Source organism: Tenacibaculum aiptasiae, from assembly GCF_965221665.1.
Classification (GTDB): domain Bacteria; phylum Bacteroidota; class Bacteroidia; order Flavobacteriales; family Flavobacteriaceae; genus Polaribacter; species Polaribacter aiptasiae.
On the sequence record NZ_CBDCSN010000002.1, the window covers coordinates 142,217 to 168,563 of the forward strand.

At 30.3% G+C, this 26,347-nt stretch carries 26 protein-coding genes; 21 read left to right on the forward strand and 5 right to left on the reverse strand.

The window, feature by feature from the left end; genetic code table 11:
• Positions 1-28: 28 nt before the first annotated feature.
• The 5 genes from ACOQN8_RS00890 (at position 29) to ACOQN8_RS00910 (ending at position 3,600) form a co-directional block, all read left to right on the forward strand.
• Positions 29-940 carry a glutaminase gene (locus tag ACOQN8_RS00890; protein ID WP_420551255.1) on the forward strand — a complete coding sequence of 304 codons (912 nt, stop codon included), beginning with the start codon at positions 29-31 and terminating at the stop codon, positions 938-940.
• A gap of 130 nt (positions 941-1,070) precedes the next feature.
• Positions 1,071-1,595 carry a hypothetical protein gene (locus tag ACOQN8_RS00895; protein WP_420551256.1) on the forward strand — a complete coding sequence of 175 codons (525 nt, stop codon included), beginning with the start codon at positions 1,071-1,073 and terminating at the stop codon, positions 1,593-1,595.
• 444 nt (positions 1,596-2,039) lie between these two features.
• Positions 2,040-2,183, forward strand: a complete 144-nt coding sequence (locus ACOQN8_RS00900; protein WP_420551257.1) for a hypothetical protein — start codon at positions 2,040-2,042, stop codon at positions 2,181-2,183.
• A gap of 185 nt (positions 2,184-2,368) precedes the next feature.
• Positions 2,369-2,587 (forward strand): hypothetical protein, encoded by a 219-nt coding sequence (locus tag ACOQN8_RS00905; protein ID WP_272149821.1) that lies wholly within the window; start codon positions 2,369-2,371, stop codon positions 2,585-2,587.
• Between the two features lie 110 nt (positions 2,588-2,697).
• Positions 2,698-3,600 (forward strand): hypothetical protein, encoded by a 903-nt coding sequence (locus tag ACOQN8_RS00910; RefSeq protein ID WP_420551258.1) that lies wholly within the window; start codon positions 2,698-2,700, stop codon positions 3,598-3,600.
• 3 nt (positions 3,601-3,603) lie between these two features.
• Here the strand turns inward: ACOQN8_RS00910 and ACOQN8_RS00915 are convergent, their stop codons facing one another.
• Positions 3,604-4,407 carry a GNAT family N-acetyltransferase gene (locus tag ACOQN8_RS00915; protein WP_420551259.1) on the reverse strand — a complete coding sequence of 268 codons (804 nt, stop codon included), beginning with the start codon at positions 4,405-4,407 and terminating at the stop codon, positions 3,604-3,606.
• A gap of 457 nt (positions 4,408-4,864) precedes the next feature.
• Between ACOQN8_RS00915 and ACOQN8_RS00920 the strand changes: the two genes are divergently transcribed.
• Positions 4,865-6,244, forward strand: a complete 1,380-nt coding sequence (locus ACOQN8_RS00920; protein ID WP_420551260.1) for a leucine-rich repeat domain-containing protein — start codon at positions 4,865-4,867, stop codon at positions 6,242-6,244.
• A 106-nt stretch (positions 6,245-6,350) separates the two neighbouring features.
• On the opposite strand, the gene ACOQN8_RS00925 is transcribed toward ACOQN8_RS00920, so the two are convergent.
• Entirely contained in the window at positions 6,351-6,659 is a 309-nt protein-coding gene (locus tag ACOQN8_RS00925) for a PLL family lectin (protein WP_420551261.1), read from the reverse strand.
• 327 nt (positions 6,660-6,986) lie between these two features.
• On the reverse strand, positions 6,987-7,604 hold the full coding sequence (recR, locus tag ACOQN8_RS00930; RefSeq protein ID WP_420551262.1) for a recombination mediator RecR: 618 nt from the start codon (positions 7,602-7,604) through the stop codon (positions 6,987-6,989).
• A 94-nt stretch (positions 7,605-7,698) separates the two neighbouring features.
• On the opposite strand from recR, the gene ACOQN8_RS00935 reads away from it, so the two are divergent.
• The 7 genes from ACOQN8_RS00935 to ACOQN8_RS00965 all read left to right on the forward strand — a co-directional run bounded on the left by ACOQN8_RS00935 (position 7,699) and on the right by ACOQN8_RS00965 (position 15,457).
• On the forward strand, positions 7,699-9,162 hold the full coding sequence (locus ACOQN8_RS00935; protein ID WP_420551263.1) for an aminoacyl-histidine dipeptidase: 1,464 nt from the start codon (positions 7,699-7,701) through the stop codon (positions 9,160-9,162).
• A 61-nt stretch (positions 9,163-9,223) separates the two neighbouring features.
• Positions 9,224-9,811: an acyl carrier protein phosphodiesterase gene (locus ACOQN8_RS00940; RefSeq protein WP_420551264.1), complete on the forward strand. Its 588-nt coding sequence runs from the start codon at positions 9,224-9,226 to the stop codon at positions 9,809-9,811.
• Positions 9,812-9,815: 4 nt separating this feature from the next.
• Entirely contained in the window at positions 9,816-11,510 is a 1,695-nt protein-coding gene (gene ggt, locus ACOQN8_RS00945) for a gamma-glutamyltransferase (protein ID WP_420551265.1), read from the forward strand.
• Positions 11,511-11,839: 329 nt separating this feature from the next.
• The gene (locus tag ACOQN8_RS00950; RefSeq protein WP_420551266.1) at positions 11,840-12,703 is read left to right on the forward strand and encodes an RluA family pseudouridine synthase; all 864 of its coding nucleotides are present in this window, start codon (positions 11,840-11,842) and stop codon (positions 12,701-12,703) included.
• Between the two features lie 54 nt (positions 12,704-12,757).
• Positions 12,758-13,249: a hypothetical protein gene (locus ACOQN8_RS00955; RefSeq protein ID WP_420551267.1), complete on the forward strand. Its 492-nt coding sequence runs from the start codon at positions 12,758-12,760 to the stop codon at positions 13,247-13,249.
• 56 nt (positions 13,250-13,305) lie between these two features.
• Entirely contained in the window at positions 13,306-13,983 is a 678-nt protein-coding gene (gene trmD / locus ACOQN8_RS00960) for a tRNA (guanosine(37)-N1)-methyltransferase TrmD (protein ID WP_420551268.1), read from the forward strand.
• Positions 13,976-15,457, forward strand: a complete 1,482-nt coding sequence (locus ACOQN8_RS00965) for a glycosyltransferase family 39 protein (RefSeq protein WP_420551269.1) — start codon at positions 13,976-13,978, stop codon at positions 15,455-15,457. The genes trmD and ACOQN8_RS00965 overlap by 8 nt, the downstream gene beginning before the upstream one ends.
• Here the strand turns inward: ACOQN8_RS00965 and ACOQN8_RS00970 are convergent.
• Both ACOQN8_RS00970 and ACOQN8_RS00975 read right to left on the reverse strand, forming a co-directional pair.
• The gene (locus ACOQN8_RS00970) at positions 15,435-16,943 is read right to left on the reverse strand and encodes an ArnT family glycosyltransferase (protein WP_420551270.1); all 1,509 of its coding nucleotides are present in this window, start codon (positions 16,941-16,943) and stop codon (positions 15,435-15,437) included. The two genes, ACOQN8_RS00965 and ACOQN8_RS00970, sit on opposite strands and share 23 nt — an antisense overlap.
• Positions 16,943-17,332 carry a phosphatase PAP2 family protein gene (locus ACOQN8_RS00975; protein ID WP_333909539.1) on the reverse strand — a complete coding sequence of 130 codons (390 nt, stop codon included), beginning with the start codon at positions 17,330-17,332 and terminating at the stop codon, positions 16,943-16,945. The genes ACOQN8_RS00970 and ACOQN8_RS00975 overlap by 1 nt, the downstream gene beginning before the upstream one ends.
• A 790-nt stretch (positions 17,333-18,122) precedes the next feature.
• Here ACOQN8_RS00975 and rplS point away from each other — a divergent pair.
• The 8 genes from rplS to ACOQN8_RS01015 all read left to right on the forward strand — a co-directional run bounded on the left by rplS (position 18,123) and on the right by ACOQN8_RS01015 (position 26,305).
• Positions 18,123-18,470, forward strand: coding sequence for a 50S ribosomal protein L19 (gene rplS / locus ACOQN8_RS00980; RefSeq protein ID WP_150899700.1), 348 nt, complete (start codon positions 18,123-18,125; stop codon positions 18,468-18,470).
• A 695-nt stretch (positions 18,471-19,165) separates the two neighbouring features.
• Positions 19,166-21,391 carry an NADP-dependent isocitrate dehydrogenase gene (locus ACOQN8_RS00985; protein WP_420551271.1) on the forward strand — a complete coding sequence of 742 codons (2,226 nt, stop codon included), beginning with the start codon at positions 19,166-19,168 and terminating at the stop codon, positions 21,389-21,391.
• A gap of 159 nt (positions 21,392-21,550) precedes the next feature.
• On the forward strand, positions 21,551-22,366 hold the full coding sequence (murQ, locus tag ACOQN8_RS00990; RefSeq protein ID WP_420551272.1) for an N-acetylmuramic acid 6-phosphate etherase: 816 nt from the start codon (positions 21,551-21,553) through the stop codon (positions 22,364-22,366).
• A complete protein-coding gene (locus ACOQN8_RS00995) occupies positions 22,359-22,598 on the forward strand; it encodes a DUF6095 family protein (protein WP_420551273.1) in 240 nt (79 codons plus the stop codon). The genes murQ and ACOQN8_RS00995 overlap by 8 nt, the downstream gene beginning before the upstream one ends.
• Before the next feature lies 1 nt (position 22,599).
• Positions 22,600-23,655, forward strand: coding sequence for an ATP-grasp domain-containing protein (locus tag ACOQN8_RS01000; protein ID WP_420551274.1), 1,056 nt, complete (start codon positions 22,600-22,602; stop codon positions 23,653-23,655).
• 121 nt (positions 23,656-23,776) lie between these two features.
• A complete protein-coding gene (locus tag ACOQN8_RS01005) occupies positions 23,777-24,751 on the forward strand; it encodes a hypothetical protein (RefSeq protein WP_420551275.1) in 975 nt (324 codons plus the stop codon).
• Between the two features lie 27 nt (positions 24,752-24,778).
• Positions 24,779-25,489: a hypothetical protein gene (locus ACOQN8_RS01010; RefSeq protein WP_420551276.1), complete on the forward strand. Its 711-nt coding sequence runs from the start codon at positions 24,779-24,781 to the stop codon at positions 25,487-25,489.
• Positions 25,490-25,537: 48 nt separating this feature from the next.
• Entirely contained in the window at positions 25,538-26,305 is a 768-nt protein-coding gene (locus ACOQN8_RS01015; RefSeq protein WP_420551277.1) for a hypothetical protein, read from the forward strand.
• The last annotated feature ends 42 nt before the right edge of the window (positions 26,306-26,347 follow it).

Sequence of the window (26,347 nt, forward strand, 5' to 3'; positions counted from 1 at the left end):
ATACTCAAAGTATTAATCATATCTACTAATGGATTTCAAAGAAGTAATTAAAGAAGTTTATCAAAAAACTAACAATATTGAAAATAAAGGTGAACTAGCTACCTATATACCTCAATTAGCAAAAGTAGACTCAAATAAATTTGGGATTCATATAGCTACATTGGATAATTTGAGCTTCGGTATTGGAGATTATTCTGAAAAGTTTTCTATTCAAAGTATTTCCAAAGTTTTATCATTAAGCTTAGCTTACCGAACTCTTGGAGAAGATATTTGGAACCGACTTGGCGTTGAACCTTCTGGCAATGCCTTTAACTCTTTAGTTCAACTTGAAACTGATAATGGAATTCCTCGAAATCCATTTATAAACGCTGGTGCTATAGTTATTTCAGATATTCTTCTCAGCATATTAGACAATCCTAAGGATGACTTTTTAGATTTTGTTAGAAATATTACCAACAACCCCCAATTAAATTACTCTAGTAAAATTGCTACTTCTGAAAAAGAAGTTGGATTTAGAAATATTGCTTTATGTAACTTTATTAAATCTTTTGGAAACATCAAAAACAACCCTTCTGATGTTCTTGATTTCTATTTCGATCTATGCTCTTTAGAGATGAATTGCAAAGAACTTTCTGAAGTGTTTTTATTCTTAGCCAACGAAGGAAAAACAATGACTAATTCTCAAATCTTAACCAAGAGTCAATCAAAAAGAATCAATGCTTTAATGCAAACTTGTGGATTTTATGATGAGTCTGGTGAGTTTTCTTTTAAAGTAGGATTACCTGGTAAAAGTGGTGTTGGCGGTGGAATTATAGCAGTGCACCCAGGAAAATACAGTATTGCTGTTTGGAGCCCTAAATTAAACGCTAAAGGAAACTCCTACAAAGGAATGAAGTTCCTTGAAGAATTCACCACAAAATCAGAATTATCAATTTTCTAACCCCAATCTGACATCTATTCAAATAAACAAAACCCTCTATTCACCTATAGATTCAATCATTTTATCTAATTTTTTCAATTTGGCCAATTCCTAAAACTAATTTTACCCCAAATTTTTAAATTAGAATGAGATGTCAAATTCCTTTTTAGAACTAAAACGCTTAACCAATGAGTCTTTTCAAGACTATCTTATAAGAATTAGGAAAAACAATGCTTTTAATCATATCCCTGATGAAGTCTTGAAACAGTGGATGTACCCTCATTTTAACCAATCTTTTACTATTAAAAATTATTCATCGATTAATTTTTATGAAGTAAAGTTTAGTCTAGTTGAACTCACAACAAATCAAATTAATAAACTTACCATACTCAACAAATTCAGTTCTTACGTAGATATGAAATCAAAACACAAAAGTTTTGAGAGTTTTTCATATTTAAACCCTAGAGATCTTAATCACTGGAAAAACAATAAAACTTGGGCTACCCCACCAATAGTTATAAAACCTATAGATTTCCCTGAATTAGACAATACCAATATAAAAACTAAAAAAAATCATCATTTAATTGAAGGACATAATCGATTAGGGTATTTTAAATCTATCAACTCTTTCTCTAAACTGGCTGACACTCACAAAGTTTTTCTAATTAGAAAATAAATTCCCCCTCTTTCTCTTCTTACTTTCTTCCCTACTTCTAAACACCAAACATCTTTAGTTAATAAGATTACTTCACTATTTAACTAAGTAAAACAATATCTTTTATTTCTTTAATTACATATTACTACATTTCATCCACACTTTTTCTCTATTCATCTAATTTTCAGAAACACAACCATAAACCCTTACTATCTTTGAAGTGTAAACTAAAAGTTTTTTTAATAGTTTGATTGATTAGTTAATTTAGAAAAGAAGTATCCGGGGGGACAGCTTCTTTTCTTTTTTTTATTTCATATCCTTTTTTAAAAAAACTACTACTAATGAAACCACATAAAAAACACTCTGTATACCTCCTACATATATACATTTGTTTCTTACGCTTTTGAATTCTTTATAAACCGCTCAATAATATTCCCTTTATTTGAGAAACTTAAATTTTATATTATGATAAAGAACATTTCAAACTTAGGTACAACTTTGAACAAAAAAGAACAACAATCTATTAACGGAGGTGGACTTGGCTCTGTTTGTTTCGGAATGCTATGCTACCATTCTACACTTAGAAGATGTCTTCCGTGTAAAAAATAGCTTTAAGCGATCTTCGGATCGCTTTTTTTATTCCCTAAACAACTTCTTCCGATCAACCTTCTCTATAAAAACTTTAAAATTAATCACTCAATTTATCACTTTTACATTTCTTACTTACACTTATGAATTTCATCACAATCATGCAATAACATTTCTTTTATTTGAGAAACTTAAATTTTTATATTATGATAAACAACATTTCAAACTTAGGTACAGCTTTAAGTAAAGAAGAGCAACAAGTAATCAATGGTGGAGGATACGGTACAGTAACTTGCGCAGACGGAACAACATTTAGTGCTACTGCAGCATCATATAACTCAGTAGTTCAAGGAGGTAATCGTTGGTGTAAAGACCACGGGCATGGTAGTGGAGCTAGCTACTTTTTTGTAGGCGATTTAAAATAATCCTACATCAGCTCATTAACAATGAAATTAGCTCTCTTTAGAGAGCTTTTTTAATTCTTTAAAACCACATGTTTTAAGTATATTCGCTATATACTAACCCCACTTTATCTATGAACAAGATAAATATTTTGATAAATGCTTTTGGTTTAATCGGTGATAACTATGAGGAAAAAGAAGTTCTACATGAAAAAATTTTAACTAAAGATCTTTCTGATAATCATTTAAACAAAACAGATTTAAAACAAATACTTGAAACCATAATTACCTCTATTAAAGAAATAAAACTATTATATCCCGACGAACAAACTAATGTAATTCAACATTTTAACAATAGATTAGATAGCATAAAGTTTGAGATAAAATTTATCGATAACACTAACACTTCTAAAACATTAGAAGAATCATCTTTTTTTGAATTAGCAGCTAAACACGAAAGTTTAGCATCATTAATTTTAGAGTATTGTAAAGTAACTGATGATGGTGAAGAAGGTAATAGATTAATGATAAGAGGTGAACACCAAGAAGGACCTCCTGCTGGTACTTACGCTATACTTTCATTAGTTTTTCAAAACAAAAAATGGATACCTAATTATATCGATTTTCTAAGAACAAATGATTTAGAACACGAAGTTGAACAAATATGGAATATCGAATCTATCCTTAAAAAATACGGTTGGTGTCTTGAGACCTATAAATTAGCAATTGCAAGAAACATTAGCTGTTGTGGGCAAGCTGGCAAAGAACAGTTTGATTGTTTTATAGAAAATGGCCTTAGAGAATCACTTAGTAATAAAAGAAACAGAAATATCTTTCTAGAAAATATTTTAAACGAATTTCAAGAATGGAAGTCTTTTGAATTTAGATTAAAAGATGGCTCTTTTGATTATTACAAAAAATACATTATTTCTTATGTTGAGCATTTTAGCAAGTTATTAACCCTAAATGAAATTATTAATATTGAGTCTTTCCTTATACAAAAATGGGATGATTACAATAAAACAATTACAACATAAAATTTATCCAAAACATCCACTCCCATAAGAATATATAAACTCAGGATTCCATTCGTTTTCCTTCCCTAATACCATTCTAACACATTTAGCTCCTTTTTTCAGACCTTTAGTTTCAAAGAAATCAACACCTTTTTTATTATCTAATGGTAACAACGTCACACTTCCTTTTTTAGCATGCTTTAATTTCAATAATTCAACACCTGCATTTACCTCTTTTGACAACACCAATCCTCTTCCGAAACTAGGCAAATAACATCCTTTCAATTCATTATTAGTATCAAAATACCCATATCCTAACCTACAATACTTTTCTAATAAATGTCTTCTACACTCTCCATTCACTAAGTAATCTAATTCATATACTTTTTCTAAATCACCTATCACTAACTCACGTATCGAATTAGAGAAAATGTAATCATTTTCAAATTCTGTTTCGTAAGATTGATATTCTGTAATCTGCCTGAACCCTAATTTTTTATACACAGGAACCCCCAATTCAGTAGCTATTAATAACTGAGTTTCGCAGCCTTTATCTTTTATAAAATCTATAAGAAATTTTGCCATCTTTCCTCCCAATCCTTTTCCTCTTTGTTTCCTATCAATTATTATATTAGCAAGCCAACCTATTTTATCTTTAAAGAAAACATTTCCAGTACCAACAATTTTCGATTCATGAATTATAACAAAAGCTCGAAAATAATCTTCTCCTAAAAAATCACTTAAAAAACTTTCATAATCAAATCTCCAATCAATTGGAGGTAAACTATTCAGTCCTCTAACATCTGTTTCTTCTAGTAGTCTTATCATTATATCAATTTTATATTTATTTCTTTAGCTTTCAACAAAGTTAACACACTTAAAACAAATCAAACTGTAAATTTCACACCTAAAAATCAACTACCGACCCTATTCTACACCAGCAAACTACATCGTTTTATAAATTAATCTTTTCAATTAATTTGTAACATTTGTTACACTAACAACAGTTCACTTATTATACATTTACAGAGATAATTGAACAAACAATCTTAGACAACTAACTAACTGCGTGTGTAATGATTTCCCTCGATTCCCTAAGCGCAGTTAGTATTTTTTCTTACTCATAGTTCTTATTCTCTTTTATCACAAAACACTTTAAAAAAGATTACTCATTCTTCATATTTAGATACTTTAAATTTAGTTTTTAGGTATATTCGTTATCGCTAATATTATGCTAACCTCAATAGTATTTTAAATGCAACAATCCTAAATATGAAAACAGAAAATGATTAATTATAAAGAAAGTATTAACACTTATATACATGAAGCTTTAATTTACTTAAAACAAACTAAAAATTTATGGATAAAAGAAGACCACCCAGAGATCATTAAACGATTGAAGCAATGGGATTGGCATACCGATTTAATAAAAATTGAACAACGCTTGCAATCAGCATACAAAGAAATTCCTTTTGAAGAAAACATAGGTACCTTTGCCATTAATTGGGACGACTATTACAACAATGGGATAACTCTTTATTTTGGTTCTGAAAATGAATATCAAGAATGGCCCAACGAAGATTGGTTGGATTGGGAAATTGATTTGACCGACATGGTTAATCAAATATTTGAAAATATCGAGGAATGGTATAATGAAATGGAAATTGAATTAGATCTTTTTAAAGACTTATTTTTAGGTCTTGTTGAAATAGCCACCATCAATTCAGTAAAAACTGATGAATTTAAGCAACTTAAAAAACAAGACTCCTATTTAATATCAAGCGCTTCATGGCATGATTCGGAGTACGATATGATATTTAACTCAAAAGAGCCTATTACTTACGAATTAGTTCTTCGTGAAGAATATAAAAAATCAGTATCTAAGGTATTAAAAGAAGGTTTTTATACTTTTTTTGGCGAAACACACGAAGTTTCTACAAAATGGATTAGAGGTAATGGATCACGAGAAGGAATTATCCCTGAAGAAATTAGACTCTTTCAAAACGTAGAGCAAATTAAAGCAAAAAATGAATATCTAAAAGACCTTCCTGATGCATTATTCTCTTTATCCAAACTACAAGATTTAGACCTATCACATAATAAATTAGAAAGCATAAGTCAAAACATTACCAAACTGCAAAACCTAAACGTATTTGATATATCAAATAATCATTTAAGTCATTTACCAGATGAATTAGCTGAGTTAGTAGAGTTAAAACGATTAAACATTGAATATAATCAACTAACAAAACTTCCTTCTTTAGGAAAACTATCAAAACTAAACTCTTTAAGCGCTCACAATAACAATATAGAAGAATTTTCAGAATTACCACAAAGTCTTACTTGGCTTAATTTAAATTCAAATAAATTAGAACTACTCCCAGAATCTATTACCAACTTAAAAAACTTAAAAACTTTAGTAATCTCTAACAATTCACTCCATTCAGTTCCTAAAGAACTTCTACAACTAACATCACTTGAAAGCATTGAACTTGGCGGAAATCCTTTAGAAGATTTACCTAAAGAACTACTTTCTCTACCAAAACTGAGAGAAATAAGAGTTATTCCAAACAAGTTTTCTATTGAAAAACGCAAGGAATTAAGAGAAGTTTTTGGCAATATTTTATTTGTAGGTTATGATAGTGACGCTAACTCATTCATGTAAAAGAATTTTCCTTATCACCAACATATAGTTAAGTTTTAAAAACCATTTTAAAAAAAAGCAAAAACTTCTCTTAAATGAGAAGTTTTCATTAATAACTTAAAAACTTTTAATTTTGTGTAATTAGATCCCATCCAAACCAACCATCAGCGTTTTGATAACAGGTAAAATAACTACCATCTTGTGTATAAGCAACAACTTGAATATATCCATTCATATCAGAAGTAGCATCAACTTTAATAGCATTTCTTAAAGGTTGCCCTAGTTGACCATTATTATTACTAAAAAGATAATTAGGCTTTGACCAAATAGTTTTATCATCTTTTTTTAATTGCCATGTATGCATAACAATATTCTCTTCAATATAAAATGCCTCTACACGTCCATCCTGATTGGTAGCGATTACATAATTTTCCATTTTTTTATTTTTTTATTCTCCTACTCTATTTAAAAAAGGCTTTTCAGATTACGCCCATTGTATAAAAAGTAAACTAGTTTTCTTTTTTCATTCTATTCAAAGCTCTTTAATATCTCAAAATCAAACAGAAAAAATGGAATAAACTATTAAATAATTGGAATAAACATGTAAAAAAAAGGTATAAAGAAAAAATAAATCTTATTAAAATTTAAAATAACTTCTTTATAAATGTTTGAAAGTTTAAATGTAAACTTATGATAAGTTTTAGAATTATTACATGGTTTAAACAAAGCCTTAAATCACTTGTTTACAACAACAAATAATAACCTAAGATTTGAGACTTTTTTCAAAAGGAATTCTATTGATAATACTTCTCCCTAAAGTGACTTCATCAGCATACTCTAACTCTCCTCCTACTGCAATACCTCTTGCAATGGTAGAAGTAGTTATATTGTATTTTTCAATCTGCTTATATATATAGAAGTTTGTTGTATCTCCTTCCATGGTAGAACTTAAAGCAAAAATCAACTCTTTAATTTCTCCTTCTTTAACTTTTTCAACTAACGATTCTATTTTTAAGTTTTGAGGTCCAATACCTTCAATAGGTGAAATTTTACCACCCAACACATGATACAAACCTTTAAATTGTGCAGTACTTTCAATAGCCATTACATCACGGATATCCTCAACCACACAAACAATTTCTTCATTTCTATTTGGATTACTGCAAATGTCACATAAAATAGTATCAGAAATATTATGACATTTTTTACACGAATTCACATCATTACGTAAGTTGGTTAAAGCCTCTGCTAAATACTTTGTATTTTCTTTAGGTTGCTTTAATAAATGTAACACTAAACGAAGCGCTGTTCGCTTACCAATACCTGGTAATCGACTTACTTCATTCACTGCATTTTCTAATAATTTTGATGAAAAATCCATGCTGCGAATTTACAATTTTTCAGCTAAGAAACGACCAATATATTTCATCTAAAAAAAGTATCTTCGTACTTTAAAACTAAACTAACAATTCACAATGAATTCTGAAATAAAAAACTTAGAACCTAAGGCAGTTTGGAAAAATTTTGCTGACTTAAATGCTGTACCTCGTCCTTCTAAAAAAGAAGAAAGAGTAATTCAATTTATGGTTGATTTTGGTAATAACTTAAATTTAGAAACCATGGTTGACAAAGTTGGAAATGTAATTATTCGCAAACCAGCTTCAGCAGGTATGGAAGACCGTAAAATGGTAGTAATGCAAAGTCACTTAGACATGGTTCACCAAAAAAATGCCGATACTGATTTTGATTTTGACACTGAGGGAATCAAAATGTTTGTAGATGGTGATTGGGTTAAAGCTGACGGAACTACTTTAGGAGCCGATAACGGATTAGGAGTTGCTTCTATTATGGCAATTTTAGAATCAACTGATATTGCACACCCAGCTATTGAAGCTTTATTTACCATTGATGAAGAAACTGGTATGACTGGTGCTATGGGACTTGAAGGTGGAATTTTACAAGGTGAAATCTTATTAAACTTAGATACCGAAGAAGATGATGAAATTGGTATGGGATGTGCTGGCGGTGTAGATATTACAGCTACTAGAACTTATAACGAAGAAGATACTCCAGAAAACACCACAGCTTTTCAAATTTCAATTACTGGATTAAACGGTGGTCATTCAGGAATGGACATCATTAAAGGTTTAGGAAATGCTAACAAAATAATGAACCGTTTATTATTTGATGGTTTCACTAATTTTGGCTTACGTGTTTCTGAAATAAACGGAGGAAGCTTACGCAACGCTATTCCACGTGAAAGCTTTGCTACTGTGGTAATTGATACTGTTTCTAAAGAACCTTTCTTATTTGAAATTCACGAATTAATCAACAATATTAAAGCTGAATTTGCGACTTTAGAACCTAATTTATCTATTGAATTAACACCTGCTGAAACACCAAATAAAGTAATGGATTTAGGAGTTCAAGAAGGTTTAATCAAATCTTTATACACTGCTCTAAACGGAGTATACCGTATGAGCCCAGATATTGAAGGATTGGTAGAGACATCTAACAATATTGCACGTGTTATTGTTAAAGAAGGAAACATTAAAATAGGATGTTTAACACGTTCTTCTTCTGAGACAAACAAATGGGATTTAGCAAATTCATTGCGTGCTGCTTTTGAATTAGCAGGATTTAACGTAGAGTTTTCTGGATCTTATCCAGGTTGGTTGCCAAATGTAAATTCAGAAATATTACAAACGGTTACAAAATTATATGAAGATTTACATGGAGAAAAACCTAATGTAGCTGCTTGTCATGCTGGATTGGAATGTGGAATTTTAGGTCAAAACTATCCTAACATGGATATGGTTTCTTTCGGACCTAATATTAAAGGAGCACACTCTCCAGATGAACGTGCACAAATTTCTTCAACTCAAAAATATTGGAAGTTTTTATTAGAAATTTTAAAAAATACTCCAGTAAAAAACTAGTCAAAAACATATTTTTTAAAACCACAACTTTTAAGTTGTGGTTTTTTTTTACATTTATCAAATGAATTTTTTAGCCCATCTATACCTATCTGGAAGTGATACTGAGTTGATGATTGGAAATTTTATTGCCGATCATATTAAAGGAAATAAATTTTCACACTTCCCCGAAGGCATAAAAAAAGGCATTATTTTACATAGAGAAATAGATACTTTTACCGACACTCACGAAATCGTTAAAAAGAGTAAAAGAAGATTACATGAACGCTACAGACATTACAATGGCGTTATCATTGATATTTTTTACGATCACTTCTTAGCTAAAAACTGGAAAAAGTACTCAGAAATACCACTTAGTGTATATACTAACTCAGTATATAAATTATTAGAAGAAAACATCGATATACTCCCTGAAAAAACACAAGAGTTACTTCCTTATATGACAAAGTACAACTGGCTTTATAATTACCAGTTTGCCAAAGGAATTCAAGAAGTACTAAACGGAATGAATAGACGAACTCAAGGTAAATCAAAAATGAATTTGGCTACCGAAGATCTATTAATCCATTACCAAACATTAGAAGAAGACTTTACCTTATTTTTTGAGGAACTACGCAATTTTTGCAATTCAAAACTAAATCAGCCTGCTTAAACATATGAAAAAAACATTTCTAATCGCCCTTTCATTAATTAGTATTGTTAGTTGTAAAACAACACCTAAAGAAAAAGAAAAAATTACAGGTTTAATTACCGATAAAGCCATGGTTGTTTCTGCTCGTGAAGAAGCTTCTAAAATAGGTTCCGAAATTCTTAAGCAAGGAGGTAATGCTTTTGATGCAATGGCCGCAACTGAATTAGCTTTGGCAGTAGCTTATCCATACGCAGGAAATATTGGCGGTGGTGGTTTTATGGTGTATCGTAAAAATGATGGAGAAATTGGCGCTTTAGATTATAGAGAAAAAGCACCTTTAGCATCATCAAAAGACATGTTTTTAGATGAAGAAGGTAACATTATTAAAAACAAAAGTACTTTAGGAGCTATGGCAGTTGGAGTTCCTGGTACAGTGGCAGGAGTTTTTGAAGCTCATAAAAAATTTGGAAGCTTACCAATGTCTAAAATATTAACTCCAGTAATTGCTTTAGCTAAACGAGGGGTTATTGTTACTGAAAAACAGGAAAAAAGAATAAAAAAATACCAGCCTTATTTTTTAAAGGCTAATAAAGAACCTATCATTTTTGATAAAAACTGGAAAAAGAACGACACTATTAAATATCCAGCTTTGGCAGAAACTTTTGAACGTATTTTAAAAAATGGACGTGATGAATTTTATAAAGGAGAAACTGCTAAACGTCTTGTAAAATTTATGCAAGACAACGGTGGAATTATGACCGAAGAAGATTTAGCTAAATACGAAGCTAAATGGCGTACACCAATCACTTTTTCATATGATAATTTACGAGTAATATCAATGTCTCCACCATCAAGTGGAGGAATTTGTTTAGCACAAATTATGAATGCTATTGAGCCTTATGATTTAGATAAATACGGACATAACTCTACTAAAACAATTCAAGTAATTACAGAAGCAGAAAGAAGAGCTTATGCGGACAGAAGCCATTTCTTAGGAGATCCAGACTTTGTAAAAATTCCATTGAAAACATTAATTAGTAAAGAGTATACAAAAGATAGAATGAATGATTTTTCTTTTGAAAAACCAACATCATCAAAAGATGTATCACACGGAAGCATTGAAATGGTTGAGAGTAACGAAACAACACACTACTCAATTGTAGACTCATTTGGAAACGCTGTTTCGGTTACTACAACAATTAATGGAGCTTATGGTTCTAAATTATACTGCTCAGACTTAGGATTCTTTTTAAATAATGAAATGGACGATTTTAGCAGTAAACCTGGAGTTCCTAATATGTTTGGTTTAATTGGAGCAAAAGCCAATGAAATAGCGCCAGAAAAAAGAATGTTAAGCTCTATGACTCCTACTATTGTTGAAAAAAACGGTAAGTTATGGATGGTCGTTGGAACACCAGGAGGATCAACTATTATTACTTCTGTTTTACAAACTATTTTAAATGTACATGAATTTAAAATGGGAATGCAAGAAGCTGTGAATCAACCACGTTTTCACCATCAATGGTTACCAGATGTAATAATGATGGAACCCAATAAATTTGATACTATAGTAAAAAAAGATTTACAAAAAATTGGATATACGTTAAATGAAGAAGATGCACCAGTTATTGGTAAAGTTGAAGGAATATTAGTTTTAAACAACGGAAAACTAGAAGGAGGAGCTGACCCTAGAGGTGATGATAAAGCTGTTGGGTTTTAATCAAAAAGATATTACCACAATGAAGCTTCACCAAAAAACAAACTTCCTCTTTTTATCTTTTATATTTATTTGTAATATAATTTTCATTGTAATCAACTATAACATCTACAATGAATATATGTCAAGCTCGGGTAAAAAAAGGGCCTTATTTGGACTTCATTATATTAAATATTTTTATGTAGTATACTTATTTATTTTTGAGATTTTTGCCTTTCTAATTATTTTAATTTCTAATAATTTAAAATCAACCATATACATTTCTTTAATTCTTCTTATTATTTCGGCTATATTGATTTTTGCAGAACCTTGGCAATGGTTTATATAAATTTATGAAACATATAGAAACTCACAAAGTTCCTTTATTAGAAACTCCTATTCGGTTACAAGAATACGCCGTTGGAATATTTAAAACTATCCCAACAAAATCTGGTATAAAAAAGGCCATAAAAAAAGAGTTAGTTTTTGTTAATGGAAAAATAGCTTCTACCGCTTTATTTATTAGAGGCAATGAAACAATAGAGCTATTTAAAATCGAACAAAACTCTACAGTTAAGAAATTCAATTTTTCTTTAGAAGTTTTGTTTGAAGACGAACATTTGGCCATTGTATACAAACCTTCAGGGATTTTAGTTAATGGAAATTCTTTTGCTACCATCGATAATTCTTTAGAACAAAACCTAACAAAAAGTACTTTATTTGATGCTGTGCGTCCGAGACCAGTTCACCGTTTAGACTACCCCACAAGTGGACTACTTTTAATCGGTAAAACGACCTCAAGTATTACTTTACTAAATCAGTTATTTGAAAAAAAGAATATTCAAAAGACATATCACGCTATTAGTATTGGAAAGATGGAATCTATCGGCGAAATAAATTCTCCTATCGATTCTAAAAACGCTCTTACTCATTATAAAACAATACAAACAGTTTCTTCACCACGTTTTACATACTTAAACTTAGTAGAATTGAAGCCAGCCACAGGGAGAAAACATCAACTAAGAAAACACCTACTTTCCTTAGGAAACCCTATACTAGGCGACAAGGAGCATTGTATAAAAGAATTAGTTTTAAATGGTAAAGGATTGTATTTACATGCCTCATCATTAGAGTTTGTACATCCATTTACAAATGAGTTAATAAACATAAAAAAAGAGCTTCCAAAAAAGTTTAAAAAAATATTCCCCGAATCCTAAGCTTACTTGTCAGTTTTTTAATCTTTTTCCGACTGTATTAAAAACTGTTTTCATATGAAGTTAGTATTCTTTTTTTTAGTTTTCTTTAGTTACACAATCACTGCTCAAAATATGAGTATTGAAAAACTAGATGAGATAATAACTAAAAGCTCTGATAGTCTTTTAATCCAAAATAATACATGGAGATTTATTTATAAAAACAGAATATTAATTTGTGTTGCTGATAAAAAAGCAAATCGAATGAGAATCATTTCTCCCATAGCCAAAAAAGAACAACTTACTGAAGAATTAATTTTAAATTCTTTAGTAGCAAATTTCCATACTGCTTTAGATGTAAAATATGCTCTTTCTGATGAAATCTTATGGTCGGTTTTTACACATCCATTAAAAGAATTATCTCCACAACAAATTGAAGATGCAATTTCTCAAGTGTATTATGCTAATATAACTTTTGGAACATTGTATTCAAGCACTACATTAACTTTCCCTGGTAACACCAAGAAAAAAGAGATTAAAAAAGAGATTCCTTTTAAAGAGAAAATTTAAACTTTCTATAAATGATTTCTTAAAAAAGAAATTATAATTCTTGTACATTTGCAGCTATGCGCATAGATATTATTACCGTAGCTCCAGAACTACTTAAAAGCCCGTTTGAACATTCAATGATGAAACGAGCAATAGACAAAGGTTTAGCCGAAGTACATTTTCATAACTTAAGAGATTATGGGATTGGTTCCTATAAAAAACTAGACGACATGCAATTTGGCGGAGGTGCTGGCATGGTTTTAATGATTGAACCTATTGCTAAATGTATTGAGAAACTTAAAGCTGAGAGAACATATGATGAAATCATTTATATGACTCCAGATGCTAAAACTTTAAACCAAACTACAGCAAATTCCTTGTCATTAAAAGAAAATATTATTATCTTGACAGGACACTATAAAGGTGTAGATCAGCGAGTTCGCGATAAATACATCACTAAAGAAATATCTATTGGTGATTATGTTTTAACCGGAGGTGAATTAGCTGCTGCAATTTTGTGTGATGCTGTTATTCGATTAATTCCAGGAGTATTAGGAGATGAACAATCTGCTTTAACTGATAGTTTTCAAGATAATTTACTATCACCTCCTGTGTATACAAGGCCTTCTGAATATGAAGGTATGAAAGTTCCAGACATACTATTGTCAGGTAATTTTCCAAAAATAGAAGAATGGCGAAACGAAAAAGCGTATGAGCGGACACAACGGATTAGACCAGACCTCTTAGATGAATAAACTTATAAATTTCACCAAACAATACCCGATAATAAGTATTATCCTTGGATTTCAATTATTCAGACTAGTTCTACTCCCTTTTATGGGTTTAATGCCACAAGACGCTTATTATCATTTTTACGGTGAAAACTTATCCCTATCATACTTTGATCATCCTGGTATGATAGGCTATATTTTAAGAGGCTTTACTTTTCTTTTTGGAAAATCTGTTTTTATAATAAAGTTAGCCGATTTTACAATTACTTCACTCACTCTTATTTTCTTTTACAAACTAGCTTCCAAATTCCTATCTAAACAAAAATTAAACAACGCAATAATACTAATAACATCTACACTATTTATTTCAGTATTATCATTCAACTCAACACCTGACGTTCCTCTTCTACTATTCTGGACTCTTAGTCTTATTTGTTTATTCAAAGCTATTTTTGAAGAAAAAAAATGGTTTTGGATTTATAGCGGTATTGCTATGGGTTTAGCTTTTAATAGTAAATACACTGCATTGTTATTGCAGTTTGGGTTAATTGCTTTTGTTATATTTTCTAATAAGTACAGAAAATTACTTACATCTCCCTGGGTATGGCTAAGCCTTGTGATCTCTTTTTTAGTTGCCTTTCCAGTTTGGTGGTGGAATTACCAACATGATTTTGCCTCATTTGTTTTTCAATCTTCAAATAGAACTGGTGATATTTCTGAATTTAACTTATCTCCTGAATACTTTTTAGGAGCTATTTGTCATCAAACACTTTTATTACTCCCTATTCTTTTTGGAGTTATCATTGTTTTCACTATTAAATATATCAAAAGAGCTCTTACTAAATTCAAACTGCCTAGCAGTGAAATATTGTTTCTTCTAGCTTTTTTTATCCCTACATTCATTGGATTTTTTATCATCAGTCCTGTTTACTGGATTAAACTAAATTGGTTAATGCCTTCCTACATCACTGGAATTATTTTAGCAGGAATGTTTATCTCTAAAAAATTGATTAAATATCAAGTAATCTCTTCAATAGGGTTTCATTTACTGGTAAGCCTTCAAGTTTTATTTTATGTGGTTCCTATTAAAAGTGATGATACTTGGATTGGTTGGTGTGAATTAGCTAATAAAACAAAAGAAATTCAAGAAACTTATACTACAGATACCTTTATTTTTGCAGATGATGGTTATAAAACCTCTGCTGCCTTGAACTTTTTTATAGATGAAAAAGTATACGCACAAAATATTATTGGCTTACCTGCTTTACATTTTGATTATCTAGGAGACAATTTATCGTTGTTAAATAATAAAAATGCTATTTTTCTAGATTCTGACAAACGATTTAAAAATAAAAATATGAAAGGAGACATACCTAAAAAACTCCTTCCATACTTTAATACTGTTACCGAACTAAATCCTATAATACTTCACTACAACAAAAAGGAAGTTCGTAAATTCTGGGTCTATTACTGTACTAACTATCAATCAAAACCTTAGACATCTTGTATAAAAAAATATACTTTACAATAATTCCTTCTCTTTCTATCGGAACAGCTTTTATCATTGAAATATTTTGGTAATCTCTTCCATATAGCTCTTTGGGATCTTTGAAGTTTCTCCCATCAGTTATATACAATACTTCATTTCCTAATCTGGGATTCTCTTTATTAATCCAATAATACTTATGTATCTTATCTAAAGTACCTGCTCCATACACTTTCATATTATTAGGTCTTGCTATATAATAATCTATATGTGCAGCTGGATACCAATTATTAGATATAATAGGGGTTTTATCTAAATCATATTCTTTAAAAACTACTGACAACTTTCTAGAAGCTTGTTCCCATCCATACATATCTAGCAAAACATCATTCTTTCCTAATTTTTCTTTTTCTAATGTAGTATCGGCAGGTAACATAATTCCTCTGTTAATTACTTGTGAAGCTACAATCAACAATATTGAAAGCCCAAGTATTCCGAATGATAATTTCTTTATAATATTCTTTTTTTCCTCTATAAACAATGCAATAATTGGCAATAGTGTTACATAAGCAACTCCAGACCAATGTGGTAATGTATTTCTATATAGCGAAAGATAGATTGTAGTTAAAATCAATGGAAGGCTACACAAGTAAAAAAAGTACTGTGTCGATTTATTGAACACAAACTTTTTCTTAAAAAAAGAAATCAATACCAATATAAAAGTAACAACTATGTATGGATTATTATAAACAAACTGCCCTAAAACTTCCCTTATAAAAGAATTGATATTAAAATCTAAACTAAACAACGATACTCTTTTATTATGAAACTTATAACTAATAAAATCATTCTCATAATTCCAATAAAATATCAAACCAACAGCTATTAAAGAAAAAATAAGTCCTACATATAACCATATGTTTTTCAGCCAAGATCTTGAAAATAAAACTATATATAAAGCTACTCCAAACAATAAAAAGACTGCTTGATATTTAGAATAAATAGCACAAGCTGCAAAGAAAAATGCTAAAAGTAATTTAGTGTTTAATTCTTTGCTCGACTTTTGAGGTAAAACCTGAATAAAAAAGTAGAAACTCAATAACCAAAAGAAAACTAATGGAGAATCAGGAAGTATAAATGTTCCAGCAATTATAAACCCATAAATATGTAAGTGATATAATAATACAGCTATAAACCCTACTTTTTCACTTTTTATATAACTTCCTATTAAAAAAACAACACACATATTTATACTTGTAGGTATAATTGCCGCTAACCGAATAAATAGCTCTGAGTCGAAATATAAATTTCCAGTAAAAAATTGGATAAAAAAACCAACCATAGGAGGATGATCAAAGTGACTTAAATCTGGAAATTTTGCATATAACCAATAATAAACTTCATCATTTCCAAACTCCAAAACTCTTCCTAAAAAAAACCTTAGTAAAGTTCCTAAAACTATAAGCGCTATTGTTGCTTTTTTATATGACCATTTCATTAACTTAACTTATTTCTTTTAGGACAAAACAATCCCATACTTACAAAACCTATAAATATACCTATAATTGACCCTACAAAAACATCAACCCAAAAATGCTGAGAAAGATATACTCGAGATATACCAGCTACTAGTGCTAGTCCTAACCATAAATATTGCAACGTACTCTTTCTGAAATACAAACACAAAATAGTAAAAATAGCAAAAGCAGTAATTGTATGTCCTGAAGGAAAAGTATTCCAGTACGCCATTTTAACTCCTTTAACTAAGTATAAACTCTCTTCTCCTAAAGCTCCAACAGGTCTCGGAACACCTTTGAAAATTATCTTCTTAAAAAAATGCGTCATTACTAAAGTTAAAATTCCACTAGTTAGAAAAACCAATGCCATTTTTCTTTTAACAAAAAAGAAAATTAAGATTAAAACACCAAACATAATCCCGTCACCTAAATGAGTCGTATATTTAAAAAAGAAATCAAAAAAAGAAGTGTGGAACTGATTTAAATATAAGTGTAGTGAAAGTTTATTGAATAAGCATACTAAAAAAAGTGAGCTTAAAAAAAACATCCCATAAATAAGAAACACTTGTTTTTTTATTGATAAAAACAAATCCGTTAAGACATACTTTTGTTTTTTTAATCTAACACTAGAAGAAATAGCACTACTGTAGCTCATATAACTAAATACTTTTACTAAAATTATTTTAACAATTGACCAACAAAAGTATAAAGCGCAGTAAAGCATTTATTTACAAAGGAATCCTATAACATGTTTTAGGAGTTCTTTCGGTTTTTAGGACTTATTCTACACAAATCCGGACTTATTATCTAATGAAAAAATTAGGGTTTTATACAAAAATTATCATTTTACGTGGTTTTCATACTAAACAGCGGCTACATTATTTAAGTTTTACAATTACACTTTAATTTTATCGCTATAAAACTATCCTTACAACATTCGAAAAACATCAAATTAACTTTAAGTATTTATAAACATTCATTACATAATTCACATTATGTCAACCCTTTATTAAAACTGTTTCAAAAAATGCTAACAAAAAAATAATTAACCAATTGAGTTTAATTATTAGAAAATAAGTCTTAAATTTGCAGCCACAAAATCAACCTCTGACGAAAATCGTGAATGTTGCTTTTATACAACCATATAAATATTTATTAAAATGGATTTAGTAAAATTTGTTCAAGAAGAATTTGTAACAAAAAACGAATTACCAGAATTTTCAGCTGGAGACACTATTACAGTGTATTACGAAATTAGAGAAGGAGAAAAAGTACGTACTCAGTTCTTTAGAGGAGTTGTAATTCAAAAAAGAGGTTCAGGTACTTCTGAAACATTTACTATCAGAAAAATGTCTGGTACTATAGGTGTTGAACGTATTTTCCCTGTAAACTTACCTGCTATTCAAAAAATTGAAGTTAATAAGAGAGGTAAAGTTCGTAGAGCTCGTATCTACTACTTTAGAGGTCTTACTGGTAAGAAAGCAAGAATTAAAGAAAGAAGAAACTAAGAATTTCTCTTTCCAAAAGAAATTAAAAGCACTCTGTTTAAACAGAGTGCTTTTTTTATTCACAAATGTTAATAACCTACGTTCATATCGTGTTGATATTTAAACTGTTAAATATTTCACTTCAAAGAAATGATATCATATCTTTGAAGTGAGTTTATTATTAAAATATATAGTTACTACTATAAAATCATTTAAAGTAAACTTATAAAGTAACGTTCTTTATATAAAGCTTTTAAACACTTTAAAGCAAGTAGACAATATCAATTTAATAATAATTATAAGTTATTTCATAATTTATAATTATTTGGTTATAAGTAATTATTAAATACATTTAACTTTAGAGTTCGTTAAAAGCAAAATGAAACATTAAATTTTATAGATAGAATGTTTATAAGGTTATGTTTCAATTTGAAATAGTTAAGCAGTAATTTCTAAGGAAATAACATAAACACTGTTTTATTTGACGATGTAGCAATACAGGTCAGTGCAAATACTATTTCAAAAGAAAGCCATGTTAGACAAGAAATTGTTTGATATGGCTTTTGTTTTTAACAACAAAAACAGCTTTCTCTTTTTTTATTTTATCAAATTCGCAATAAAACAAGCTAATTAATAACATTTTAGCATCAAAAAACTCATTCCGAATTCTTAAATTTGCATCACTTCAAAATTAATTTAATTTTTTATCTATAAACATGAACAAGACTGCTAAAATTATGTACACAAAAACGGATGAAGCTCCAGCGTTAGCTACACGTTCGTTTTTACCAATTGTAAAGGCATTTACAAAATCATCTAACATAGAGATAGAAACTAAAGATATTTCTTTAGCAGGAAGGATTCTTGCTAACTTTTCAGATTATCTAACAGAAGAGCAAAAAGTAGAAGATGCTTTAGCCTTTTTAGGAGATTTAGCTAAGAAACCTGAGGCTAACATTATAAAATTACCTAATATTTCTGCTTCTGTACCTCAGTTAAAAGCTGCTATCAAAGAATTACAGGTTTTAGGGTATGCTTTACCTGATTTCCCAGAAGAAGCTAATACAGAAGAAGAAAAAGCAATTTTAGCACGTTACAACAAAGTTAAAGGATCTGCTGTAAATCCAGTTTTACGTGAAGGTAATTCTGACCGTAGAGCTCCAAAAGCTGTAAAAAATTACGCAAAAAAGAACCCTCACTCAATGGGAGCATGGAGTTCAGACTCTAAAACTCATGTAGCAACTATGACTGATGGAGATTTTGCTCACAGTGAAAAATCAACAACAGTTCCAACAGCTACTGATGTACAAATTGTTCATACAGATGCAAACGGAAACAAAACTGTTTTAAAAGAGAAAGTTTCATTATTAGCAGAAGAAGTAATTGACGCTTCAGTAATGAGCAAAAAAGCTTTATTAACTTTCTTAGAAGAACAAGTAAAAGATACTAAAGAAAAAGGATTATTATTTTCTTTACACATGAAAGCTACAATGATGAAGGTTTCAGATCCTATCATTTTTGGTCACGCTGTTCGTGTTTTCTTTAAAGACTTATTTGCTAAACACGGGCAAACTTTTGAAGAAATTGGTGTAGATGTAAATAATGGATTTGGAAACCTATTAAGTAATCTTGAAGAATTACCAGCTGATAAAAAAGCTGAAATCTTAGCTGACATCGATGCTATTTATGCTAACAACCCAGATGTAGCTATGGTTAACTCTGATAAAGGAATTACCAACTTACATGTTCCGTCTGATGTTATTATTGATGCCTCTATGCCAGCAATGATTCGTACTTCAGGACAAATGTGGAACAAAGAAGGAAAACAACAAGATACTAAAGCTGTAATTCCTGATAGTTCTTATGCTGGATTATATCAAGAAACTATCGATTTCTGTATAAAAAATGGTGCTTTTGACCCAACAACAATGGGAACAGTTCCTAATGTTGGTTTAATGGCTCAAAAAGCTGAAGAATACGGTTCTCACGATAAAACTTTCCAAATTGCTTCTAACGGTAAGGTTCAAGTAATTGATGCTAGCGGAGCTGTTTTATTAGAGCACAATGTAGAAGAGGGTGATATCTGGAGAATGTGTCAAACTAAAGACGCTCCAATTCAGGATTGGGTAAAGTTAGCTGTAACAAGAGCTAAAGCTACTCAAACACCTGCTGTTTTCTGGTTAGGAAAAAACAGAGCACATGATGCTGAAATTATTAAAAAAGTAGAAAAATATTTACCAAACCACGATACAACTGGTTTAGAAATAAAAATATTATCTCCAGTAGAAGCTACTAAATATACTTTAGAAAGAGTAAAAGAAGGAAAAGACACTATTTCTGTTACTGGTAACGTATTACGTGATTACTTAACAGATTTATTCCCTATTTTAGAATTAGGTACATCTGCTAAAATGCTTTCTATTGTTCCTTTAATGAATGGTGGAGGCTTATTTGAAACTGGTGCTGGAGGTTCTGCTCCTAAACACGTTCAACAATTAGTTGAAGAAAACCACTTACGTTGGGATTCTTTAGGTGAATTTTTAGCTTTAGCTGTTTCTTTAGAACACTTAGGAGAAACAAACAATAATAGTAAAGCAAAAGTATTAGCAGAAGCGCTAGATGACGCTACTGATAAATTACTTGACAATAAAAAAGGACCTTCAAGAAGAACTGGTGAACTAGACAATAGAGGTTCTCATTTTTATTTAGGTATGTACTGGGCACAAGCATTAGCTGCTCAAGATAAAGATACCGAATTGAAAACTCAATTTATCCCTGTAGCAGAAAAATTAGCTGCAAATGTAGATACAATTGTAAATGAATTAAACTCAGTTCAAGGTAAAGAAGTTAATATTGGTGGATACTACGAACCTACTGATAACCTAGCTGACGATGTTATGCGTCCAAGTGAAACATTAAATACTATTTTAGCTAGTATTTAATAACACAGCAATAAATAAATTTAAAAGCAGATGAGATTTCATCTGCTTTTTTTATTTAAACACAATACTTCTAACCTTCTCCCCTATCTTCTATTTAAACATCTATAAATAGCTTTACATTTATAGCTTTCAAAAGTTTATAATTAGTAAATTTGAATTATGAAATTCACCAAAACAACAGAACAAGATTCTAATTATAATGATTTAGAAAAAATGAATATTTCTGAATTATTATTCAATATAAATAAGGAAGATCAAACCGTACCTTTAGCTGTAGAAAAATCATTACCACAAATTGAAAAACTAACTGAACAAATAGTTTTAAAATTAAAAGAAGGTGGACGATTATTTTATATAGGTGCTGGGACTAGTGGTCGTTTAGGAATTGTTGACGCTAGTGAATGCCCTCCAACTTTTGGTGTATCTCATGATTTAGTAGTTGGTTTAATTGCTGGTGGAGATATAGCTATTAGAAAAGCTGTAGAGTTTGCAGAAGATTCAACAAAACAAGGATGGTTAGATTTAGTTGATTACAACATTTCAGAAAAAGATATTGTAATTGGTATCGCCGCTTCTGGAACCACTCCTTATGTAATTTCAGCCTTAGAAAAATGTAATGAAAACAATATAGTCACAGGCTGTATTACTTGTAACGAAAAAAGCCCTTTAGCATTAACAGCTAAATTTCCTGTAGAAGTTGTTGTAGGACCAGAATTTGTCACAGGAAGCTCTAGAATGAAAGCAGGAACAGCTCAAAAATTAGTTTTAAACATGCTTTCAACTGCTACCATGATTCAACTTGGAAAAGTAAAAGGCAATAAAATGGTTAACATGCAATTGTCTAACAACAAACTTGTAAATCGTGGAGAAAACATGTTAGTTTCTGAACTAAACATCGACAAAAAAAAGGCAAGTCAGTTACTAGAAAAATATGGAAGTGTAAAAGAAGCTATTAAAAATTTTGACAATGACTAAAACTACAACTTTTGATAAAGTAGTAAAACGATTCTTAATTCTACTTGGATTATTAATTGTATCTCCAATAGTTTTAAGTATTGGATTCAAAGCTTTACGGGTTTTTACTGAGAGCCCTAAAAATTATATAGCCTACACACTACTAACGCTAGGTGGTTTTTTAATTTTATTTACCGTTTACTATGGGTTTAAAACTATAAAAGCTTTCTTAGACAATCTATTTCAAAAATAAATTGAAGTCAAATATCAAATTAACAAAGCTCTTAAATTGGGAACATTGGCCTTTTTACATGTTCTATATTCCTAACATCCCTTTTGCTTTTTATCATGGAGTAAAAGCTGGTAGTTTAGTTTTCTACACAGCAACAAACCCTGGTATTGAAAATTCTGGAATTGGAACAGAATCTAAATACAAAACACTTCAATTATTACCTCAGGAATATTTACCAAAAACGATATTTCATAAGGCTAATTCAAATATAGAAGACACTTTAAAAGCAGTTAATAATAGCAAAATAACATATCCTTTAATAGCTAAGCCTGATATTGGTTTTAGAGGCCTATTAGTTAAGAAAATTGAGAATAAAGACAATTTAATTAGCTATTTAAAAAAGTACCCAATAGACATTTTAATTCAAGAGTTTTTAACTGAAGAAAATGAATGTGGAATCTTTTATCATCGATTACCTAATGAGAAAAAAGGCAAAATTACCTCTATTACTTTAAAAGAATTTTTACATGTTATTGGTGATGGAACATCTACTATCGAAGAACTCATAAAAAAAGATAATAGAGCTAAAATTTATTTAGAATTAGTTAAAGAAAATTCAAAGAATATAGGTTTACAAAAAATCATTTCAAAAGGTGAAAAGATAAAATTATCATCTATTGGAAATCATTCGAAAGGAACTCGTTTTATCAACGGAAATCATCTTATTTCAGAAAAACTCGAGGCTACTTTCAATAAATTAAACAATCAATCTAACGATTGGTTCTATGGAAGATTAGACCTTAAATACAATTCTTTTAGTGATGTAGAAAATGGAAAGTTTAAAATCCTTGAACTAAATGGAATTTTAGCAGAGCCTACTCATATCTACGATTCAGAGAACATTAATTACTTTCAAGCATTAAAAGAAATTAGAAAACATTGGACACAATTAAACAAAATAGCAAGATATAATCACGATCAAAAAAACGTACCATACAGAACAACAATAGGTTTACTTAAAGACGTTAAAAAACTAGTCAATTATACTAAATATATTGCTAAATTAAACAAAAGTTAATGTACCTTTGTGACCTTTTAAAAAACTCTGTGTCAAAAGAATAAAACAAGGTTTTTCTGGTTAAATTTATTTTTTTTTAACAAAAAATTTAGTTATTATTGTAATACTAACCCCCAAAAGTATGAAGGTAAAAATCTCTTTAATACTTCTCCTTATCATTCAAATCCCTTTTTACGCTCAAGTAAAAATTGGGGACAATCCTTCGATTATACATCCAAGTTCTGTATTAGAATTAGAAAGTCCAGATAAAGTTTTAGTAATTAGTAGAGTTAGTACTTCTGTTATGAATAGCATAACGCCACTTGAAGGTGCATTAGTATATAATACCGATGTGAAGTGTGTTTTCTTTTTCAATGGGACTACTTGGGAAAACTTGTGTAATAATGGAACTAGTACTGGAATAAATGTAACAACTTCTGGAACAGCTCCAACTAGTAACAACACAGGTGATTTTTGGATTGACAGTTCAAAAAATAATGCGGTTAGTATCTGGAATGGAACCACATGGATTAGAATAGATTCTAACCCAACAAGAGGTAATGGACCTCCTCTTTTCAATCCTTCTTTAACACCTATAGCAGGTGATGTATACGTAGACCAAAGTAATGGTAGGATTTATGCATACAACGGGACAAATTGGGTGGCTGCTGGTAGTGGTTCTGGTACAAGTTTAAATATTAATGCAAATAACGGATTAGCTGCTACAACAAATGGTTCTGGAACAACAATAGAACTAGGTGGCGTTTTAATCAAACCAACAATTATAGAAGCATCTGCTGTAAACACACTTTCAATCATAGGTTTACAGGACGGAGACACAACTCAAGACGACATAGTAACTGTTAATAAAACCACAGGGCAATTAAGAAAAGTACCTTCTTCAGGTTTCTTTAGAGAAGAAGTTACTGAAATAGTTGCCACAGACGGACAATTACAATTTACCCCATCTATACTTATAAGCGATTCTAAAAAAGTAAATGTTTACAGAAACGGAATAAGAATAGATTTTACTGTTGTAAATAATACAACTATAGAAATAGAACCTGAAGCAGTATGCTATCAGGGTGATCAGATAAGAATAGTTCAATTTTATTAAACCCTATATATAAATCTTAAAACAATTATGAAGACAATTACGAACAAATTTAAATTAGCATTAGCCGCCATTGGTTTATTAGCTATTGGTACTGTGAATGCACAGACAACAACAGGTGATATTACTAAACAAGCGGATGCTACGTTAAACTCATCAAATACTGCTGTAAAATTAGTAGACAACAAAGGTACTATTAAGTATTTACAAGCTGTTAATGGTTTAACTTCATTCACAAATACAACTCCTTCTGGTGGTGTAGTAACTACTTGGCAATTAGGAGGTGTATTAACTGATAACACCTATATTACAGCTGATGCTGCTAAAGAATTTGCTTTAGATGGTTTACAATTAGTTACAGATGTTACTACTGCTTCTACTAATGCTGTAGATCGTGAAGCTCACGGTAATGTTGGTACAGGATTTACTGTATTAATTAGAGATGAAGCTACTGGAGCGGTTCAAAAAATGCAATTATCAGATTTATTAAAAGTTGATGGTATTAGAGTAGACTACACACAAGCTGCTAATGCAACTGCTGATGTAGACATTACTGTTACTGGATTACCTACTTTAACAGCTCTTACAACCGCTGCAAAATTATTTGTGTATAGAAATGGTGTAAAGTTAAGATTTGGAACTGATTTTTCAGTTACTGCTGATACTGTTACAATTACATATAGTGCTACTGATTTACCAATGTACGCTGGTGATATTGTAGAAATTCAATACATTAAATAATAATTTTTAATGGTTAATAGTAGTTTTCTAAAATTGACTCTAACAACTTTGGCATTGATTTTTTTTTCTTTAAAAATCAATGCTCAAGAAGTTAGTGTAGTTGACAATAAAGGAACTATAAAAGCCATTAACAACAACAATGTATTTACAGCTACAACAGACCCTAATACACCTACAGTTGTAGCAGTAGAAAACGATATTTGGATTAACACTAGTACTAATCCAAATTCAATAAATATATGGAACGGTACAGCGTGGGTAGACATAGCACATACCGGCACAACAGGTTCTATATTTTTTGCGGGAACAGACGGTAAACTTACTGAAAACAACACTAATCTATTTTGGGACAATACCAACAACCGATTAGGAATTGGCAACAATACTCCCAATGAGAGTCTGCATATTACAAACAACATGCAATTAGACGGAACCTTTAAAGATAAAGATGGAGATGAAGGAACATCTGGTCAAGTCTTATCTTCAACAAGTACCGGAACAGACTGGGTAGATTTAAATTTAGCTTCAGTAGTTAATAAAACTTCAAATTACACATTAGTTGCTTCAGACAACGGAAAAGTAATTACATTTAATAGTGCTTCAAACGTTACACTTACAGTACCTACAGGTTTACCTATTGGATATAACATAAGTATTTACCAAACAGGTAACGGAAGAGTTACTATCAGTGGAGCTGGAGGAGTTACTGTTTTAAATAGACTTTCAAGGTTTATTACTGCAGGCAGAGATGCTGGTGCTGGATTAGTAGCAACAAGCACTAATACTTTTCATTTAACAGGAGACCTAAGGAGATAAATCAAATATTATGATTAAACAAAAAATTATTTTATTGTTTTT